The sequence below is a fragment of the Kribbella sp. NPDC058693 genome (assembly GCF_042715335.1).
GTDB lineage: Bacteria > Actinomycetota > Actinomycetes > Propionibacteriales > Kribbellaceae > Kribbella > Kribbella jiaozuonensis.
In genome coordinates this window covers 369,685-387,423 of the sequence record NZ_JBHXSQ010000002.1, presented here as the reverse complement: position 1 = coordinate 387,423, position 17,739 = coordinate 369,685, and the positions used below count along the sequence as shown (strand labels likewise).

The following is a 17,739-nucleotide window of genomic DNA, read 5'->3' as shown; positions in this document are numbered from 1 at the left end:
CGGTCATGCCTCCGAAACAGTGGTGGTGAGGTTGCGGTTCTCGATGGCCTTGACGGTGTTGTCGAAGGCCTTGCGCAGGACGTTCTTGCCGCCGAGCGCGAACAGGGTGGCCAGCAGGTGGCCCTTGAGGTTCTTGCCTTCGCGGACGATCACGACGTCGATCGAGGTCGTGCCGTCGGCGCGGCGGGTGAAGGTGTAGGTGTGGCCGGACGCGCCGCCCCAGGTGTTGGAGTCGGTGGTCGTCAGTACGACGTGGTTCAGGTCGGACCAGTCGTAGTGCAGGCGCTCCCAGACGCCGCCCGAGCCCTCGGTCACATCGGCGTACCCGCGGCCCTGGTCGTGCACCTTCAGGTAGTCGTCGTGGCTGTTGGCGAAGATCTCCGCGCGGCCCGGCCCGAAGTCGGTGAGCGCGGCGACGAACTGCTCGGGCGTCGAGGTGGTGGTCTCGGTGAAGTGGATCGTGGTCATTTCGGTTCCGTTCCTTGGTTGGTGATCCGATGGCTCTACTGTTCGGCGTTCGCGGACGCGTCACGCCAGGGGAAACCACGGGTCCGCCCGCGTGCGGCCATCGATGCGTCGGCACGTGCGTGGGCGCACGTCACGGGGCCAGGGATTGCAACGGGCGCGAAGGGAGCAGTGCAGGGGCGATCGTCGATGGCATGAACACCAACCGGAAAACCCTGGCGAACGCTCGCCGCGTGCAACTCAACGACCGGGCCGACCTGGCTCGTCTGACCGCCGTTCCGCAGCCGCGCACGGACCTGGTTGCCCGGCTCGCCACCGTTCCCGGCCTCGTCCGCCCCGGTGTCGCCCACTGGGACATGAAGGAACGCCTCCCGCTGCACCCGCTCTCGGTCGAGAACGCGTACGGCGACCCGCGGCTGCTGCCCGACCTCGGTGCCGCTGCCGTGGACTTCGCCCGGCGTATGGGCGTCGAGGTCGTCGTCGGCGCCGAGACCGGCGGTATCCCGCTCGCGACCGCGGTCGCGCTGGCCGCAGGCCTCCCGTTCGCCTTCGTCCGCAAGCCCGGGTACGTCGGCCACGAGGACCACGAGCCGAGCGTCCGCGGTGCCGCCGTCGCCGGCCGTAGGGTGCTGCTCGTCGACGACGCGGTGTCCTCCGGCGGCGCGCTCGAGGCGTTCGCGGACGAACTGCAGGCCGAGGGCGCGATCCTGGTCGGCGCCTTCACGCTGGTCGACATGCGCGACGTCGCCACCTCGGTCGCGCCGATCGCCAAGACCCTCCCGATCGAAGCAGTCGCCACGTACCTCGAGGTCCTCGACGCCGCCACCGATCACGGCGTACTCGATCCGGCCGTTCACCGCCTGGCCGTCGACGCCCTGGTCAACCACTGGTCGAACGACGACCCCCGCTGGTCCCTGCTCGACCATGCCGCCTGAGGCCGCCTGAGGCTGCCTGAGCCGGTTTGTCCGCAGGCCCCGGTAGGGTCCTGGCCGTGGACGTTGGGGAGCGGATTCAGGAACTTGCCGATCAGATCGTCGTACTGCGGGACGCCTACTACCGCGGTTCGCCGACGGTTGCCGACGCGGAGTACGACGCGATCGAGGACGAGCTGCGGTCACTGATCGAGGCCAACCCGGAGCTCGCGCCGGACCCGAACCCGCTGGAGCAGGTGGGCGCGCCGACCGTGCTGCACGCGCCGGTCCGGCACTCACGGCCGATGCTGTCGCTGGAGAAGGCGACCCGACCTGAGCAGGTCGAGGCGTTCTTCAGCCGCTTCCCCGGCCAGTCGGTCGTCGTGATGCCGAAGCTGGACGGGCTGTCTCTCGCCCTCGTCTACGAGAACGGCCGCCTGGCCCGAGCGGTCACCCGCGGCGACGGGACGACCGGCGACGACGTGACACCGCTGGTGCGGGCGCTCACCGACGGAGTCCCGGCCAAGCTCGACGTCCAGGACCGCGTCGAGGTGCGTGGCGAGGCGGTCATGCTCCGCTCGACCTTCGCCGCCTACAACGCGGCCCACCCCGACAAACCGCTGATCAACCCTCGGAACGCCGCCGCCGGCACGCTGCGCGCCAAGGACCCGGCGACCGTCGCCGAGCGGCGCCTGCAGTTCCTCGCCTTCGATCTCCTCAGCGACCAGGCCGAGGCCGATCTGGAAGAGGCGCTGCAGACGATGGGATTCACCGTCGCCGACATGCGGCACTGCGACGACGCCGCCGCGGCGCAGGCGGTCATCACCACGATCGAGCAGCAGCGCAACGAGCTCGACTACGACCTCGACGGCGCCGTACTGCGGTTGGCCGATCGTGACGCGTTCGCCGCCGCGGGCACCCGGTCGAGCTCCCCCCGCGGCGCGCTGGCCTTCAAGTTCGCCGCCGAGGAGAAGACGACCGTCCTGGCCGACGTGGTCTGGGACGTCGGGAAAACCGGCAAGATCGCGCCGGTGGCCTGGCTCGAGCCGGTCTTCGTCGGCGGTACGACGGTCACGCGCGCAACCCTGGCCAACCAGGAGGTGATCCGCGCCCGCGACATCAAGATCGGCGACACGGTCCTGGTGCGCCGGGCGGGCGACGTGATCCCGTTCGTGGCCGGCGTACTCGATGCGTCCAAGCGGACCGGCGAGGAGCAGGACATCGTGCCTCCGGTCGTCTGCCCGTCGTGCGGCTTCCCGTTGACCGAGCAGGGCAACAGCCGCGAGCTGTTCTGCACGAACGTCTCCTGCCCGGCCCAGACCGTACGGCGGCTGATCCACTGGGCGTCCCGCGCCGCGGCCGACATCGACGCGATCGGCGGGGTCTGGATCGAGCGGCTGGCCGAGGCAGGGATCCTCGAGAACCCGTCGGACTTCTACCACCTGACCGCCGAGCGGCTGCTGGAGTTCGACCGGATCGGCGAGGTCTCGGCGGCCCGGATGATCGAGTCGATCGACGCCAGCCGCCAGGTCGGCCTCCGCCGGGCCATGATCGGCCTTGCGATCCCGATGGCCTCCGAGGGCACCGCAGCCCGGCTGTGTCGCGCGGGCTTCGGCTCGCTGGAGGCGGTCGCCGACGCCGGCGAGGAGGGCCTGGTCGCCGTCGACGACATCGGCCCGAAGGTCGCCGCCTCGCTGATCGAGCACCTGACCCGACTGCGCCCGGAGCTCGAGCGGCTGCGGGCGGCCGGCGTATCGCTCGACGTACGCGAGGAAGACCTGCCGCCGGTCGTTGCCGCGGGTGCGCCGCTGGCGGGCAAGACCGTGGTCGTTACCGGCTCGATCAGTGACCCGCGCTCGGGTGAGAAGGTCGCGCGGCCGGCGTTCCAGCGACTCTGCGAGAAGGCCGGCGCGACCATCGCCTCGTCGGTCTCGGCCAGCACCGACTTCCTCATCACCGGTGCCGACGTCGGCGCCGCCAAACTCACCAAGGCCGAGAAGCTCGGAGTCGAGGTGGTCGACCAGTCGGAGATCTGGCAGCAACTCCAGGCGGCCGACCTCCTCAACTAGAAGCAGGTGGTGTCCGGTTCCTGACAGCACGCTGGCGTACGGCGTGCCGGAGGGGAAAGGGTTGAGGTATGACGGACAAGCACCGTGAAGCGACCGGCTTTCAGGAGCAAGCGCCGTACGACGAATCGATCGACCTGCGCACCGATTTCGTCATGGTCTACGGCCTCAACGACACGACAGCGCAGCGCATCGCCCGGTGGCGGGAGGCCGGGTACCGCGTCCACTTGATGACCGGCATCTCGTGGGGCACCTACCAGGACTACCTGGACGGGCGGTGGGACGGCACGGATCACTGGGCCGACGCTCAGACGACGGGCGACGGCAAGCCGATCCTGCACGGTCACAGCACCGATATCCCGTACATGGTCCCGACATTCAGCTTCACCGAGTACCTCGTCCAGAAGCTCCGCCCGATCATCGAGCTCGGCGTCGAAGGCATCCACCTCGAGGAGCCCGAGTTCTGGGCGCGGGCCGGGTACTCGGAGTCCTTCAAGCGGGAGTGGCAGGCGTACTTCAAGGAGCCGTGGCAACCACCGCACAGCAGTCCCGAAGCGCACTTCCGGGCCGGGCAGCTCAAGCAGCACCTCCTGTCCCGCAGCCTCGACCGGGTCACGTCCGTACTGCGCGACGAAGCCCTCCAGCAGGGCCGCGACGTGCACTTCTACGTTCCGACCCACAGCCTGCTGAACTACACGCAGTGGCAGATCATCAGCCCCGAATCCCGCCTCCGGACGCTCCCCTCGATCGACGGCGCCATCGCCCAGGTGTGGACCGGCACCTCCCGCACACCGAACGTGTACGCCGGAGTCGTCGCCGAGCGCACCTTCGAGACGGCGTACCTGGAATATGGCATCGCGCAGGATCTGACCCGCGGTACCGACCGGCGGATGTGGTTCCTGCACGACCCGATCGAGGACCACCCGGACCGCACCTGGGAGGACTACCTCGCGAACTACCAGCGCACCCTGATCGCGTCACTGCTGCACCCTGGCGTCTCCCGGTACGAGGTCGCGCCGTGGCCGAACCGGATATTCAACCGGCCGTACCTGCGCGAGGGAACCGACGAGCGAGAGCTCATCCCGCCGGACACGGCCACGAGCTACCTGATCGCGATGAACAGCCTGCGCGATCTGGATCAGCCGGACGTGCGGTGGGATCAAGAGGGGCCGCGGATCGGGATCGCGCTGTCGGACACCGCGATGTTCCAGCGCTGGTCGCCTGGTGGTGAGAGCGGTCATTACGACGGTCTGCAGGATGCGCTGGCGCTGGAGGGCCGGGAGCAGCTGCACTTCTCGGACTTCTACGGTCTCGCGTTGCCGCCGCTGTTCGACGGGCAGCGGGTCGCGCCGGTGCAGCTGGAGAACGTGATCGATACACCGGATGCGCTGGACGACGTCGACGTACTCGTCCTGAGCTACGAGTTCCAGAAGCCGCTGGCGCCGAGCATCCACTACGCGCTGGCCGGCTGGGTCAACCGCGGCGGCAGTCTGTTGTACGTCGGCGACGGCGCGGATCCGTACCACGAGATCCGATCCTGGTGGACGGGTCGGTACGAGACCTGTGCCGACCACCTGGCCGAGGCGCTCGGCGCGGACCGCGACGGTATTCAGTCGATCGGGAAGGGCCGGGTCCGCTTCCTGCCGGTCCGGCCGGCCGAGTTCACCGAGTCGCCGGAACGCGCCGCCGAGCTGGTTGCGGCCATCCGCGAGCTGGCCGAGGCCGGTGGTCATACGTGGCAGTCGACGAACTGGTTGTCGGTGCGGCGTGGTCCGTACCTGATCGGGGCCGTGCTGGATGGGAACCATGTTGTCGAGGGCAACTACCTTGACCTGCTCGATCCGGGGCTGGGCATCGTCCAGCGGCGGGAACTGGGCCCGGGGCAACTGACTTGGTTGCGTGATCTCAGCTATGACTCGCAGCCGCTGCTCGCCTCGGCCGGACGGGTCGTGGACTGGGTCTCAGACGAGGGCGGCATCAGCTTCACCTGCGAGGCGCCGCGTGGCGTCCAGGTCACCACCGCGCTGCGCGTGCCCTCCGAGCCGACAGCTGTGAGCACGGAGTACGAGTACGACGCGGGCGTGATTTGGCTGCATCATCCTGGCGAACCGGGCGGGACCCGCGTAGAAATCAGGTTATGACTGATGCGGTTGTCTTCGACCTCGACGGGGTCCTGATCGACTCCGAGCCGCTGTGGGACGACGTACGGCGAGGTGTCGTGGCGTCCGCGGGCCGGGACTGGCCGGCGGACGCCACCGAAGCCTTGCAGGGTATGAGTACGCCGGAGTGGGCGGCGTACCTGACCGATGTGGTCGGCGTACCCGGGCCGGCTGAGGACGTGGCGGCCAGGGTGATCGACGAGATGGTGGCGCGGTATCGCTCGGAGCTGCCGCTGTTGCCGGGCGCGGTCGAGGCGGTACAGCGGCTCGCTCGCGATTGGCCGTTGGGGCTCGCTTCGTCGTCACCCCGACGGCTGATCGACGCCGTGCTCGAGGCCGCTCAGCTGACTGACAACTTCCGGGTCACGCTCTCGACCGAAGAGGTCGAGGCGGGCAAGCCCTCCCCCGCGGTCTACAACGAGGTGGTCCGTCGGCTTGGGGTCGATGGGTCGCAGGTCGTCGCGATCGAGGACTCCAGCAACGGACTGCGCTCGGCGTCGGCGGCCGGGCTGCGGGTGATCGCAGTACCGAATGCGAACTACCCGCCGGCGAAGGACGCGCTCGCGCTTGCTGATGCCGTCGTACATTCGCTCGACGAGGTGACCACAGGCCTCGTCGGCTAGAGCGCGCGGACGCGGTTGTTGCGGGGGTTGTGCTCGAGTTCGACCAGGCCGAGGGCTTCGAGGACGGGTGGGACGTAGTTGGCGAAGCGGCCGCGGTAGCCCTTGCGGAGGCCGTACCAGCCGCCGAGCGGGTTGTCCTCCGAGCGCGCCCAGGCCTCGACCGTGCCCGGTGCGGCCGGCTTCTGCTCGTCGGCGTTGCCGAGCGGCATCCAGTCGCCGTACGCCTTCAGCATCGCGTGCAGGTCGTCGATACAGCGCACGTCGTAGCTGAGCTTCGTCGAACCGACCTGGCAAACGAGGGCGGTCTCGTCGCGATACACCTGGTACTGCGAGCTGCCGGGCGGCGTGGTCAGCACCCACGGATCCGCCGCCGTCCCCGAACCTTGTACGTCCATGACTCCCCCTCTTGGTCCACTTTCGGTTACCGTAACACTCAAGTTACCGAGATGGGAGTCTGCCAGTGGAACCGCGTGAGGCCGCACCCGCACTCGACGCGCTGGGCGATGCGAACCGGCGGGCGATCGTCGAGATCCTCGGCAGCGGCGCGCTGTCGGTCCGGCACATCGCCGAGCAGTTGCCGATCAGCAGGCCGGCCGTGTCGCGGCACCTGCGGCTGCTGAAGGACGCCGGGCTCGTGAGCGACGCACCCGATGGGAATCGACGGGTGTATCAGCTGCGCGAGGAGGGCGTGGACGCTGTTCGCGCGTACTTCGCGGAGGTGTGGGGGTCGGCGGCGACCCGGTTCCGGATCGTTGCCGAGAACACGTCGGAGGAGCGGTGATCGAGCCGCTGGTGGTCGAGTTCGAGGTGGACGCGTCGGTCCCGCATGCGTTTGACGTGTGGACGCGTAAGTGTGCGAGTTGGTGGCCGAGCGGTCACACCGTCAGTGGTGATCCGGCGGCGATCAGCTTCGAACCGCAGTCCGGCGGGCGGATCGTCGAGACCGGGCCGGACGGCGCGGAGCACCTCTGGGGCGAGATCCTCGATTGGGAGCCGCCGGGACGGTTGCGATTCCTTTGGCATCTCTTCTTCGACCGCAGCGAGGCGACCGAGGTCGAGATCACGTTCAGCCCGCGCGGCGACGGCACCGTCGTACGCCTCGAGCAAACCGGCTGGGACAACCTCGGTCCGGCCGGTCCCCCACGTCGCGAGCGCACAGGTACTGCGTGGGCGATGATCACCTCCCGCTATATCGCCGCACTGTAGGACCGTTGGCCCCACCCACGATTGCTCGATTTCCCCTTGTCCGCCTTGCATACGAGCACCGAATCAATTCGGTTCAGTGTGAACCGGTCGGCGTCGGCGCCCGTGTAGGGCCCATACATTCGTGAACCACAGGGGAGAAAGCATCATGGGTACAGTGGCAAAGCGTCTTCGGCGTGGACTCGCAGTGGCGGCCGTCGGGGCCGGCATCGCGGTGAGTCTTACCGGTCCGGCGTCCGCGTCGCCGTCGGGCAGTGTCGTGATCGACACCGGCCAGTTGATCGTCACCGGCACGAACCACGCCGACAACATCACGCTCAGCGTGCCGGCCGCGGACACGTCGGTCGTCGAGGTCGACTTCGGTGACGGTACGGCGAAGCGCGTCGTCAAGCGGGCCGATTTCGGCCAGATCCACGTGACCAGCCTGGGCGGCAACGACGTCGTACGGATCGACTACGGCGCCGAGGTGCAGCCGGCCACGATCATCGACACCGGGAACGGCAACGACACCGTGTTCGGTGGCAGCGGCAACGAACTGATCCGCACCGGCGCCGGCAACGACTCCGTCGACGGGAACCGCGGCGCCGACACGGCCCTGCTCGGCACCGGTCGGGACACGTTCACCTGGGATCCGGGCGACGGCAGCGACGTGATCGAGGGCGGGCGCGACCAGGACACGATGGTGTTCAACGGTGCGGCCGCGGCGGAGAAGTTCGTTGCCGCTGCCAACGGTCGGCGACTGCGGTTCACCCGGGACGTGGGCAACATCGTGATGGACACCGACGATGTCGAGCGGCTCACACTGAACGCCCTCGGTGGCGCCGACACCGTCACGGTCGGCGATCTGCGCGGCACCGACGTCCAGAAGGTTTCCGTCGACCTCGGCGCACAGCTCAACACCAGCGGCGGCGACGCAGCTGTCGATGCGGTGACCGTGACGGGGACGCCTGGGAAGGACCACGTCCGGGTCTCTGGTTCGCACGGCAACGTGCGGGTGTCCGGGCTGCGAGCCGACGTACAACTGAAGGACGCGGAGCCAACCGACCACCTCACCGTGAACACCCTGGCCGGCAAGGACCGCGTCTCCACCGGCGGGCTCGCACGAGGCACGATTCAGGTCAGCATCCTCTGACCAGCGCGCGCCGCCGCCTCAGGAGACTTTGGCGGCGGCGTGCAGGGCCAGGCCGTCGGTGGCTGCGATGTCGGCGTGGAACCAGCCGGTCGAGTCGACGGTGTACGTCGGGCCGGTGCAGTGGCCGGGGGGTAGTCGCCGTGGAAGACGTCGCAGTACACCCCGGCCGGGAGGTTGGTGTGGAAGCTGCGGCCGGTCAGCGCGGAGCTCTCGTCGTTGAGGACGAGGTACCCCTTGTTGCCGCGGCCGAAGGCGATCGCGTCGTTGCCGTTGTCCCACCATTCGGTGACTGCGGTCCCGCGAACGGCGTTGTGGAAGCCGACCATGTTCGCGATCACGCGCCACTCGTGCTCGCAGCGCCAGCGGTTCGTGAAGCAGGTCGTGTCGACCGTCTGCCCGGTGCTCGTCGACGGCGGGCCCTCGTCGTTCGAGCTGAACTCGTAGCTCGACATGACCTTCGGCGTACCGTAAGTCCAGGCCAGCATCAACGCGTTCGCCATCGCGTAGCGGCCGTTGTCGCGGAACGTCAGTACGCCGCTCCCCCGCTGCGTGTCGTGGTTGTCGGTGAACACGACCGCGCGATCCGAGGGCAGCGGCTCGGCGAACGTGCGCAGATACGCGAGTCGCTCGGTGTCGAAGATCTTCGCGAGATCCTTGCCGTAGCGGAACTCGAGCACGTCACCGTTGCCGACGTACTCGTCCGGGGTGATCGGCTCGCCCGCGCCGTAGATGACCTCCTGATAGAGGTACGCCGGACGCGACAGCTTCGCCTTGATCGCCGCGATGTCCGCGGCCGGCATGTGCTTCGACGCATCCAGCCGGAACCCGTCGACGCCGATCGACAACAGATCATTCAGGTACACCGCGATCCGCCCGCGCACGTAGTCGGTGTCGGTCGCGAGATCCGCCAGGTCGACGAGCTCGCAGTTCTGCACCTCGTACCGGTCGTTGTAGTTGACGATGTCGTCGTTCCCGTTACGGCCGCAGTGGTGGAAGTCCTGGTTCTGGTAGATGCCCGGGTGGTCGTAGTGCGTGTACGACGAACCCGCGCTGCCCACGCCACCGGACGATCCGCCGGTCATGTGTTGATCACGGAGTCGACGTACACCTTGACGCCGGCGGCGTGGCAACTGTTGACCATGGCAACAAACTCGGCACGGGTGCCGCGGCGGGTGTTGTCGAGCTTGTAGCTGACCGGCTGATAATCCTGCCACCACGGATACCCCGACCCCGGCAACACCACATGCTCCTGCGGCGGCGAGACCTGGACAGCGCCGTACCCCTTGGGGCCGAGGACCGCACCACACTCGCGGCCCACGCTGTTCCAGTTCCACTCGAACAGCTGGACGATCACGTCCCGGTCGCCGGGCGGCGCCGCCTGCGCGGTCGGCACGCACACCATCGACAAACCAACCAGCAGCACAACCAGACGACGAATCATCAGCTCTCCCCAGGGGCGTTGGGAACCCACATCAAACCAGACTCCAGGGTGACCGATTCCTTTCGGGGGTGTGCGGGGTCTACCTGGTGGATTGACGGCGAGAAGGAGTTGATGAGGATGCGGGCGTTGGTGCAGGCAGGCTTGGGTGGGCCTCAGGAGATGCGGCTGGTGACCGATGCGGAGGTGCCGGTGGCCGGAGCGGGTGAGGTGTTGGTTCGGGTCGGGGCGGCCGGGGTGAACTTTGCTGATGTCTCCAAGAGTTATGGGGTGTTCGGGGGCGGGCCGCAGCCGCCGTATGTGGCTGGGTTCGAGGCGGCGGGCGAGATACTTGCGGTGGGGGCTGGGGTGAGTGAGGCGCGGCTGGGCGAATTCGTCGTGGGGGTTGGTGACGGTGCGTTTGCGGAGTACACGGTGTTGGCGGCGCCCGTGCCCGTACCTCCGGGCTGGTCGGCGCAGGAGGCGTTGGGGATGGTGGTGAACTGGCCTACGGCGCTGGCGGCGCTGACGATCGGCCGGGTGGCTGCCGGGGAGACCGTGGTGATTCATGCGGCTGCGGGGGCGACCGGGCAGGCGGCGGTGAAGATTGCCAAGCATTACGGCGCTACCGTCATCGGCACGGCGTCTCCGGGTAAGCACGAGGTCGTGCTGGCTCTCGGCGCCGACCATGTGCTCGATTCCCGGAGCGACGACCTCGCGGCCGACATTCTGGGGATGACCGGCCGCGTCGATCTGGTGCTGGAGTCGGGCGGGAACCTCGAAGCCAGCCTGGCCGTAGCCAAGCGGGTCACCGGTAGGGTGGTGGTCACAGGACTTGCAGGTGGCGAAGCGGCGATCACCAACTGGGACCTCGTGTATAAACACCAGGTCCACGTGATCGGCTTCAACCTCGGCGTACTCATCGAGACCGCGCCGCAGATCTTCGGCGAGCTACCAGCCCTCATCGCCGCCGGCGTCCTGTCCCCGACCCGGCCCACCACCTACGACCTCGCCGACGGCCCGAAAGCGCTTGCTGAGCTCGAAGCCCGCGCGACGGTCGGAAAGCTGGCCCTGCTGCCTTGAGAGAATTGCGTATGGGCTCGGACGAGCAGTTCGCCGCCGACACCGAGCGGTACCGTCGGGAGCTGCTAGCGCTCTGCTACCGCATGGTCGGCTCCGCCCACGACGCCGAGGACCTCGTGCAGGAGACCTATCTGCGCGCCTGGCGTTCGTACGCCGGTTTCGAGAGCCGGGCCTCGATCCGCTCCTGGCTCTACAAGATCGCGACCAACGTCTGCCTCACCGCGCTGGACACCCGACGCGGCCGGATGCTGCCGTCAGGTCTGGCAGGCCCGTACGACGGACCCGACCGCCCACCGCTCCCCGCCGCACCGGGCGAGGTCTCGTGGCTCGAGCCCCTCCCGGACAGCTGGATCAGCTCCGACGACCCGGCCGCGGTCGTCGTCGCGCGTGAGTCCGTCCGGCTCGCACTCATCGCCAGCCTCCAACTGCTGCCGCCACGCCAGCGCGCAGTACTCATCCTCCGCGAGGTCCTCGCCTTCCCGGCGACCGAGACCGCAGAGATCCTCGGCACGACTACGGCGGCTGTGAAGAGCGCCCTGCAACGCGCCCGGTCCGCGTTGGACGACGTACGACCCGACGACCTCCTCGAGCCGACCGACGAGCGGGCACGTGCGCTCCTCGACGGCTACATCACCGCCTTCGAGCGGTCCGACGCCAACCTCCTGGAGCAAGTACTCCGAGCAGACGCCACGCTCGAGGCAACCCCGTTCCGCGACTGGCAGGCCGGCAAGACACGGTGCATCCACCTGCTCACAACGCACGTGTTCGGCAAGCCGGGCGATTGGCGGCTGATCCCCACCACCGCCAACGGCCAGCCCGCCGCAGTCGTCCATCACCACGGTCAGGCCAGCGGCATCGTAGTACTCACCGCAACCACCACCGGCATCTCCAAGGTCGTCGAGTTCCAGGACGCCACCCTGGTGGCAACCTTCAGCTGTCCTCGGGGCGGACCTCGTAGTGGGTGACGGTCAGTTCGCGGTCGAGGAGGTAGGCGTCGTCCTCGGGGTAGTACTTCGCGTGCGTGATGTCGTCGCCGGCGAAGGCGCGGATGCGGTCGAGGTCGGTCCACCAGCTGAGCGTGACGATCTCGGTCCGGCCGTCGCCGAGGTCGCGGGTCAGCAGCTGCGCGCCCTGGTTCCCGGGCGTACGGCGGTAGCCGGACATGCCGGTGCGTTCGACGATCTCGGCGTACTCCGCGGCCTTCTCGGTGGGCACCCACCCTCGCCACATCCGCGCGATCATGCGGCCGTCAGGAGCGGTCGTAGTGCGACGGCGGGAACGGGTGCCGGTCGGTGAGCGGATAGATCTCGCCCTCGGACTCCTCCCGGTCCAGCTCGGCCTTGGCCTCTTCGTAGACCTCGGACTGGGTGACGTCGGTCGGGACCGGTTCGTCCGTCGCCGGCGGTACTTCGTCCGGGTCGTACGCGTCGACGCCCGCCTCGACCCGCTCCTCCTCGGTCCGGCGGTCCAGCTGGTCCTGGTCCGGGTGGATCGAGTCGCCGCCACCGTGCTCGCGCCGATCGCGATGCACGTTCTCCGACGTCTCGAAAGGTTCGTCCGACATCGTTCCTCCTCAACCGGGGGCTCAAGGGGCCGTCACGAACCACAGTAGGCCACGACCTACAGATTGGTCTGGGCCTCCAGCTCATCCGGGTACCGGCCGCCCTCGATCTCGATCCGGGCCGACGCCTCGGTCAGCCGGTCGAGCTCGTCGGCGGACAGCGTGACATCCGCGGCCTCAAGGTTCTCCTCCAGCCGGTGCAGCTTCGTCGTACCCGGAATCGGCACGATCCACGGCTTGCGCGCCAGCAGCCAGGCGAGCGCGATCTGCGCGGGCGTGACGCCGTTCGCTGTTGCGAATGACTGCACCAGTTCAACCATTGCAACGTTGTGCTGCAACGCGTCCGCGCCGAACCGCGGGATCCGCGCCCGCAGATCGTTGTCCTTGTCAAAGGTCGTCCCGACCGTTCCGGTCAGGAATCCCTTGCCGAGCGGGCTGTACGGCACGAACCCGATCCCCAGCTCCTCACAGGCAGCCAGGACCTCTTCCTCGGGCCGACGCCACCACAGCGAGTACTCGCTCTGCACAGCAGTCACCGGCTGTACGGCGTGCGCCCGCCGGATCGTGCTCGCCGCCGCCTCGGACATCCCGTACCGCTTGACCTTCCCGGCCTCGATCAGCTCCTTCACCGCCCCCGCGAACTCCTCGATCGGGTACGCCGGGTTCACGCGATGCTGGTAGTACAGGTCGATCGCCTCGACCCCGAGCCGCCGCAACGACCCTTCCACCGCGCTGGCGACCTCGTCGGGCCGCAGCATCCGCCCGATGGGCTTCCGCTCCACCGGATCGATCGCGTTGGCGAACTTCGTTGCCACCGTCACCCGATCCAGGTACGGCGCCAACGCCTCTCCCACCAGTTCCTCGTTCGCGTGCGGCCCGTAGATCTCCGCGGTGTCGAAGAACGTGACACCCAGATCCACCGCAGCCTGCAGAAGCTTGACCATCTCGGCCCGATCCGGCCGACCGCCGTACCCACCGGTCATCGTCATACAGCCGAGCCCGATCGCCGACACCACGGGACCGTCGGCCCCAAGAGTGCGTTCCTTCATCCCAGTCCTCCTAGTTGCTCACCGCCCAGACAACCCCTGTCGGGCGACGTGCGGGAGGTCGGGTTGAACGGGGTACTGACAGAACCCCTCTCGCCGGCGCCGGAGTTCGTAAGGTGGAAGCGTGAGCACGGAGAACCGGAAGCAGGTGCGTGACTTCCTCGTCAGCCGACGCGGGAAGGTCACGCCGCAGCAGGCCGGGCTGCAGTACTACGGCGGCAACCGGCGGGTGCCGGGGCTGCGCCGGGAGGAAGTCGCGATGCTGGCCGGGCTCAGCGTCGACTACTACGCCCGGATCGAGAAGGGCAACATCTCCGGCGTCTCCGAGACCGTCCTGCACTCGATCTCCGACGCGCTCCAGCTCGACGAGGCCGAACGCACCTACCTGTTCGACCTTGCTCGTACTGCGAACGCCGGCCACCGCACCCCGCGCCGTGAACCCGCCCGGCGGGTCAGGCCGGCCGTCCAGCGAATCCTCGACGGGATGGCGGCCACGCCCGCGCTCGTCCGCAACGGACGCCTCGACATCCTCGCCGCCAACCCACTCGGCCGCGCCCTCTTCGCACCGGTCTTCGAGAGTCCGACCGCCGCGCCCGGGCAGGCGCCGAACCATGCGCGATTCGGGTTCCTCGACCCGAAGGCGCACGACTTCCACCCGGACTGGAATCTGTCCGCGAACACCAATGTCGCGATCCTGCGCACCGAGGCCGGACGGGACCCGTACAACAAGCATCTGACCGACCTGATCGGCGAGCTCAGCACCCGCAGCGAGGACTTCCGCACCCGCTGGGCCGATCAGAACGTCCGCCTGCATCGCACCGGCACCAAGGCCTTCCGGCACCCGGTCGTCGGCGTGGTCACCGTCGATTTCGAGGCAATGGAACTGTCGGCGGACGCCGGCCTCACGCTCACGGCGTACTCCCCCGAGCCCGCATCCCCGTCGGCCGAAGCGCTGGCTCTGCTCGGCAGTTGGACGATGACAGCGAGTCACGCCGGAGAAAGTGCCTGACTTTTGGGGGGTGGCCGCGCGTAGGCTCTGGGAGTGACGTGCCCGTAGCCAAGGGGGGACCCGTGAGTCAGCCTGATACGCAAGCCGAATACCCCGATCAGATCGATGCCGCGGTTCTGAAGATCGCCGGTGTCGTGGTGCTCGGGGCGATCATGTCGATCCTCGACATCACCGTGGTCAACGTCGCGCTGCCGACGTTCCAGGACGAGTTCGGGACGCCCAGCAACCCGATCGCGTACTCCACGGTCGCCTGGACGGTCACGGCGTACACGCTCGCCCTCGCGACCGTGATCCCGCTGACCGGCTGGGCCGCCAACCGGTTCGGTACCAAGCGGCTGTACATGACCGCGATCTTCCTGTTCACCGCCGGCTCCGCCCTGTGTGCGACCGCCACCGGCATCAACATGCTGATCGGCTTCCGGGTCCTGCAGGGTCTGGGCGGCGGCATGCTGATGCCGCTCGGTATGACGATCATGACCCAGGCCGCCGGCCCGCGCCGGATGGGCCGGCTGATGGCGATCCTCGGCGTGCCGATGCTGCTCGGCCCGATCCTCGGCCCGATCCTGGGCGGCTGGCTGATCCAGGTGGCGAGCTGGCACTGGATCTTCCTGATCAACGTGCCGCTCGGCGTGATCGCGCTGATCTACGCCCGGTTCGTCCTGGCCAAGGACCACGCGGAGCCGTCGGAGTCGTTCGACTTCGTCGGTGTGCTGCTGATGTCGCCCGGGCTGGCGCTGTTCCTGTTCGGTATCTCCTCGCTGCCGGCCGAGGGCGGTGACTTCGGGGCACCCCGGGTCTGGGTGTCGATCCTGATCGGCGTGCTGCTGATGGCCGCCTTCGTCTGGCACTCGTTCCGGCCCGAGCATCCGCTGCTCGACCTCAGGCTGTTCCGCGACCGCAACCTCACTGTCTCGATCGTCACGATGTTCCTGTTCGCGGCCGCCTTCTTCGGCGGCCTGCTGCTGGTCCCGACGTACTTCCAGCAGATCCGCGGCGAGTCCACGCTGCACGCCGGTCTGCTGGTCGCGCCGCAGGGCATCGGTGCGATGGTGACGATGCCGATCGCCGGACGGCTGGTGGACAAGGTCCCGGTCGGCCGGATCGTGCCGTTCGGGATCGGGTTGATCGTGATCGGCATGTTCGGTCTGACGCAGATCACCGAGACCACGCCGTACGGCATCCTGATCGCGATGCTGTTCGTGATGGGTCTGGGCATGGGCGGCACGATGATGCCGCTGTTCACCACCGCCCTGCGGACCCTGCGCGGTGCCCAGGTCGCGAGGGGCTCGACACTGCTCAACATCACCCAGCAGATCGCCTCGTCCTGCGGTGTCGCGACGATGTCGGTGATCCTGACCAACCAGCTCAACAACTCGCCGATCATCCCCGGTACGGAGAATGTCCCAGGGCTCGGCGAGGGGCTCCGCGAGACGCAGGCAGCGATCCTGTCCAACACCCGTCCGGAGAGCATCGCCCCGCTGCACCTGGACCCGGCCGTGATCGCGCGTGGTCTGGCCGATGCCGCGTCGTCGTTCGCACACAGCTACTGGGTCGCCTGGGTGCTGGTGGTCATCACGCTGATCCCGGCGCTGATGCTTCCGCGCAAACGCGAGGTGGTCAACCTGACCGACGAGAAGGCCCCACCGGCAGTCATCGACTAGAACCTGAGACCAGGGATTTCCACTGGGGCGACGCCGGCGGAGGCAGAGCAACCTTTCACGTATAACCGCTACCTCGTGAAAGGGATCAAAATGTCTTCGTCAGCGTCCCCCAGGCCCAGCCGGCGCACGGTGTTGTACGGCGGCCTCGCAGCAGGGCTCGCCGTACCTGCCGTCACGGCACTGGGCGACCAGGCCGTAGCAGCCCCGGCTGCCCTCTCGTCAGCGTCCGGCTCCACAGCGATCCGGCCGTTCCACTTCACCGCTTCCCGCGACCAGCTCAACGATCTTCGTCGTCGCGTCGCCGCGACCCGCTGGCCCTCGGCGGAGCTCGTCGCGGACCGCTCGCAGGGCGTCCAGCTGGCCACCAGCCAGGCGCTGGCGAAGTACTGGAACACGCGGTACGACTGGCGCAAGTTCGAGGCCAAGCTCAACAAGCTGCCGCAGTACACCACCGAGATCGACGGCGTGGACATCCACTTCATCCACGTCCGCTCCCGGCACGCCGACGCGCTGCCGCTGATCATGACCCACGGCTGGCCCGGCTCGATCGTCGAGTTGCTCGAGACGATCGGCCCGCTCACCGACCCGACCGCTCACGGCGGTAGCGCCGCGGACGCGTTCCACCTGGTCCTGCCGTCGGTCCCCGGGTTCGGCTTCTCCGCTCAGCCGACCGAGACCGGCTGGAACACGGCCCGGACGGCGCGGGCGTGGGACGAGCTCATGCGCCGCCTCGGCTACCCGAAGTACGTCGCCCAGGGCGGCGACGTCGGGGCCGCGGTCACCGACAACCTGGGCCGTCTCGCGCCCGCGGGTCTGCTCGGCATCCATATGAACCTGCTCGTTCCGGCCCTCGGCGGCGCCCAGTTCCCGGCGACCACTCCGGAGGAGATCGCCGCGTCCGCGGCAGTCGGCGAGTTCGGCCGGACCGGCAACGGCTACATCGTCGAGCAGTCCAACCGCCCGCAGACGATCGGCTATGCACTGCTCGACTCGCCCGTCGCGCTGGCCTCCTGGATGCTCGACCACGACACCGACAGCTACTACAAGATCTCCAAGGCGTTCCGGGGCGGACTGGTCGCCGGCAACCTGACTCGCGACCACATCCTCGACAACGTCACGCTGTACTGGCTCACGGGCACCGGTGTCTCGGCCGCCCGTGCCTACTGGGAGAGCGGGATGGCCCGTGCGGGCGGCGGGACACCGCCGCCGGTCACCGTGCCGGTCGCGTTCAGCGCCTTCCCTGGCGAGATCTTCCAGGCACCGCGCAGCTGGGTCGCGCTCGCCTACCCGACCCTTGCCTACTACAACAAGCCCGCCCGCGGCGGTCACTTCGCCGCCTGGGAGGAGCCGCAACTGTTCACCGAGGAGGTTCGCGCAGCGTTCCGATCGCTCCGGTAGCACCT

At 68.4% G+C, this 17,739-nt stretch carries 19 protein-coding genes; 12 read left to right on the top strand and 7 right to left on the bottom strand.

Annotation, left to right across the window (positions count from 1 at the left end):
* Nucleotides 1-3: 3 nt before the first annotated feature.
* Nucleotides 4-468, bottom strand: coding sequence for a hypothetical protein (locus tag ACFWUU_RS11500; RefSeq protein WP_380174848.1), 465 nt, complete (start codon nucleotides 466-468; stop codon nucleotides 4-6).
* A gap of 191 nt (nucleotides 469-659) precedes the next feature.
* Here ACFWUU_RS11500 and ACFWUU_RS11495 point away from each other — a divergent pair, with 191 nt between their 5' ends.
* From ACFWUU_RS11495 to ACFWUU_RS11480, 4 genes are all read left to right on the top strand, one after another.
* Nucleotides 660-1,400 (top strand): orotate phosphoribosyltransferase, encoded by a 741-nt coding sequence (locus ACFWUU_RS11495; RefSeq protein ID WP_137257221.1) that lies wholly within the window; start codon nucleotides 660-662, stop codon nucleotides 1,398-1,400.
* A 56-nt stretch (nucleotides 1,401-1,456) separates the two neighbouring features.
* Entirely contained in the window at nucleotides 1,457-3,445 is a 1,989-nt protein-coding gene (gene ligA, locus ACFWUU_RS11490; RefSeq protein WP_380174846.1) for an NAD-dependent DNA ligase LigA, read from the top strand.
* Between the two features lie 68 nt (nucleotides 3,446-3,513).
* On the top strand, nucleotides 3,514-5,583 hold the full coding sequence (locus tag ACFWUU_RS11485) for a hypothetical protein (RefSeq protein ID WP_380174844.1): 2,070 nt from the start codon (nucleotides 3,514-3,516) through the stop codon (nucleotides 5,581-5,583).
* Nucleotides 5,580-6,224, top strand: coding sequence for an HAD family hydrolase (locus ACFWUU_RS11480; protein WP_380174842.1), 645 nt, complete (start codon nucleotides 5,580-5,582; stop codon nucleotides 6,222-6,224). The genes ACFWUU_RS11485 and ACFWUU_RS11480 overlap by 4 nt, the downstream gene beginning before the upstream one ends.
* On the opposite strand, the gene ACFWUU_RS11475 is transcribed toward ACFWUU_RS11480, so the two are convergent.
* Nucleotides 6,221-6,619, bottom strand: a complete 399-nt coding sequence (locus tag ACFWUU_RS11475; RefSeq protein ID WP_137257225.1) for a DUF6855 family protein — start codon at nucleotides 6,617-6,619, stop codon at nucleotides 6,221-6,223. The genes ACFWUU_RS11480 and ACFWUU_RS11475 overlap by 4 nt on opposite strands.
* Before the next feature lie 65 nt (nucleotides 6,620-6,684).
* Here ACFWUU_RS11475 and ACFWUU_RS11470 point away from each other — a divergent pair, with 65 nt between their 5' ends.
* The 3 genes from ACFWUU_RS11470 (at nucleotide 6,685) to ACFWUU_RS11460 (ending at nucleotide 8,559) form a co-directional block, all read left to right on the top strand.
* Nucleotides 6,685-7,005 carry an ArsR/SmtB family transcription factor gene (locus ACFWUU_RS11470; protein WP_380174839.1) on the top strand — a complete coding sequence of 107 codons (321 nt, stop codon included), beginning with the start codon at nucleotides 6,685-6,687 and terminating at the stop codon, nucleotides 7,003-7,005.
* A complete protein-coding gene (locus ACFWUU_RS11465) occupies nucleotides 7,002-7,430 on the top strand; it encodes an SRPBCC domain-containing protein (RefSeq protein ID WP_380174836.1) in 429 nt (142 codons plus the stop codon). Before ACFWUU_RS11470 ends, ACFWUU_RS11465 begins: the two co-directional genes overlap by 4 nt.
* A 145-nt stretch (nucleotides 7,431-7,575) precedes the next feature.
* Nucleotides 7,576-8,559 (top strand): calcium-binding protein, encoded by a 984-nt coding sequence (locus ACFWUU_RS11460; RefSeq protein ID WP_380174834.1) that lies wholly within the window; start codon nucleotides 7,576-7,578, stop codon nucleotides 8,557-8,559.
* Here ACFWUU_RS11460 and ACFWUU_RS11455 read toward each other — a convergent pair.
* Nucleotides 8,541-9,641, bottom strand: coding sequence for an alpha amylase C-terminal domain-containing protein (locus ACFWUU_RS11455; protein WP_380174832.1), 1,101 nt, complete (start codon nucleotides 9,639-9,641; stop codon nucleotides 8,541-8,543). The two genes, ACFWUU_RS11460 and ACFWUU_RS11455, sit on opposite strands and share 19 nt — an antisense overlap.
* Complete coding sequence (locus ACFWUU_RS11450; RefSeq protein WP_380174830.1) at nucleotides 9,638-10,000, bottom strand: hypothetical protein; 363 nt, start codon at nucleotides 9,998-10,000, stop codon at nucleotides 9,638-9,640. Before ACFWUU_RS11450 ends, ACFWUU_RS11455 begins: the two co-directional genes overlap by 4 nt.
* 117 nt (nucleotides 10,001-10,117) lie before the next feature.
* Here ACFWUU_RS11450 and ACFWUU_RS11445 point away from each other — a divergent pair, with 117 nt between their 5' ends.
* The gene (locus ACFWUU_RS11445; protein WP_380174828.1) at nucleotides 10,118-11,059 is read left to right on the top strand and encodes a zinc-binding dehydrogenase; all 942 of its coding nucleotides are present in this window, start codon (nucleotides 10,118-10,120) and stop codon (nucleotides 11,057-11,059) included.
* On the top strand, nucleotides 11,056-12,024 hold the full coding sequence (locus ACFWUU_RS11440; RefSeq protein WP_380174826.1) for an RNA polymerase subunit sigma-70: 969 nt from the start codon (nucleotides 11,056-11,058) through the stop codon (nucleotides 12,022-12,024). Before ACFWUU_RS11445 ends, ACFWUU_RS11440 begins: the two co-directional genes overlap by 4 nt.
* Here the strand turns inward: ACFWUU_RS11440 and ACFWUU_RS11435 are convergent.
* From ACFWUU_RS11435 to ACFWUU_RS11425, 3 genes are read right to left on the bottom strand one after another with little or no spacing between them, the layout of a single operon-like run.
* Nucleotides 11,990-12,289 carry a hypothetical protein gene (locus ACFWUU_RS11435; protein WP_380174824.1) on the bottom strand — a complete coding sequence of 100 codons (300 nt, stop codon included), beginning with the start codon at nucleotides 12,287-12,289 and terminating at the stop codon, nucleotides 11,990-11,992. The genes ACFWUU_RS11440 and ACFWUU_RS11435 overlap by 35 nt on opposite strands.
* A 19-nt stretch (nucleotides 12,290-12,308) precedes the next feature.
* Nucleotides 12,309-12,623 carry a hypothetical protein gene (locus ACFWUU_RS11430; RefSeq protein WP_380174823.1) on the bottom strand — a complete coding sequence of 105 codons (315 nt, stop codon included), beginning with the start codon at nucleotides 12,621-12,623 and terminating at the stop codon, nucleotides 12,309-12,311.
* Between the two features lie 56 nt (nucleotides 12,624-12,679).
* Entirely contained in the window at nucleotides 12,680-13,669 is a 990-nt protein-coding gene (locus tag ACFWUU_RS11425) for an aldo/keto reductase (RefSeq protein ID WP_380174821.1), read from the bottom strand.
* A 121-nt stretch (nucleotides 13,670-13,790) separates the two neighbouring features.
* Here ACFWUU_RS11425 and ACFWUU_RS11420 point away from each other — a divergent pair, with 121 nt between their 5' ends.
* From ACFWUU_RS11420 to ACFWUU_RS11410, 3 genes are all read left to right on the top strand, one after another.
* Nucleotides 13,791-14,675: a helix-turn-helix domain-containing protein gene (locus tag ACFWUU_RS11420; RefSeq protein ID WP_380174819.1), complete on the top strand. Its 885-nt coding sequence runs from the start codon at nucleotides 13,791-13,793 to the stop codon at nucleotides 14,673-14,675.
* Nucleotides 14,676-14,737: 62 nt separating this feature from the next.
* On the top strand, nucleotides 14,738-16,336 hold the full coding sequence (locus ACFWUU_RS11415) for a DHA2 family efflux MFS transporter permease subunit (RefSeq protein ID WP_137257235.1): 1,599 nt from the start codon (nucleotides 14,738-14,740) through the stop codon (nucleotides 16,334-16,336).
* A 90-nt stretch (nucleotides 16,337-16,426) separates the two neighbouring features.
* A complete protein-coding gene (locus ACFWUU_RS11410) occupies nucleotides 16,427-17,734 on the top strand; it encodes an epoxide hydrolase family protein (protein ID WP_380174817.1) in 1,308 nt (435 codons plus the stop codon).
* The last annotated feature ends 5 nt before the right edge of the window (nucleotides 17,735-17,739 follow it).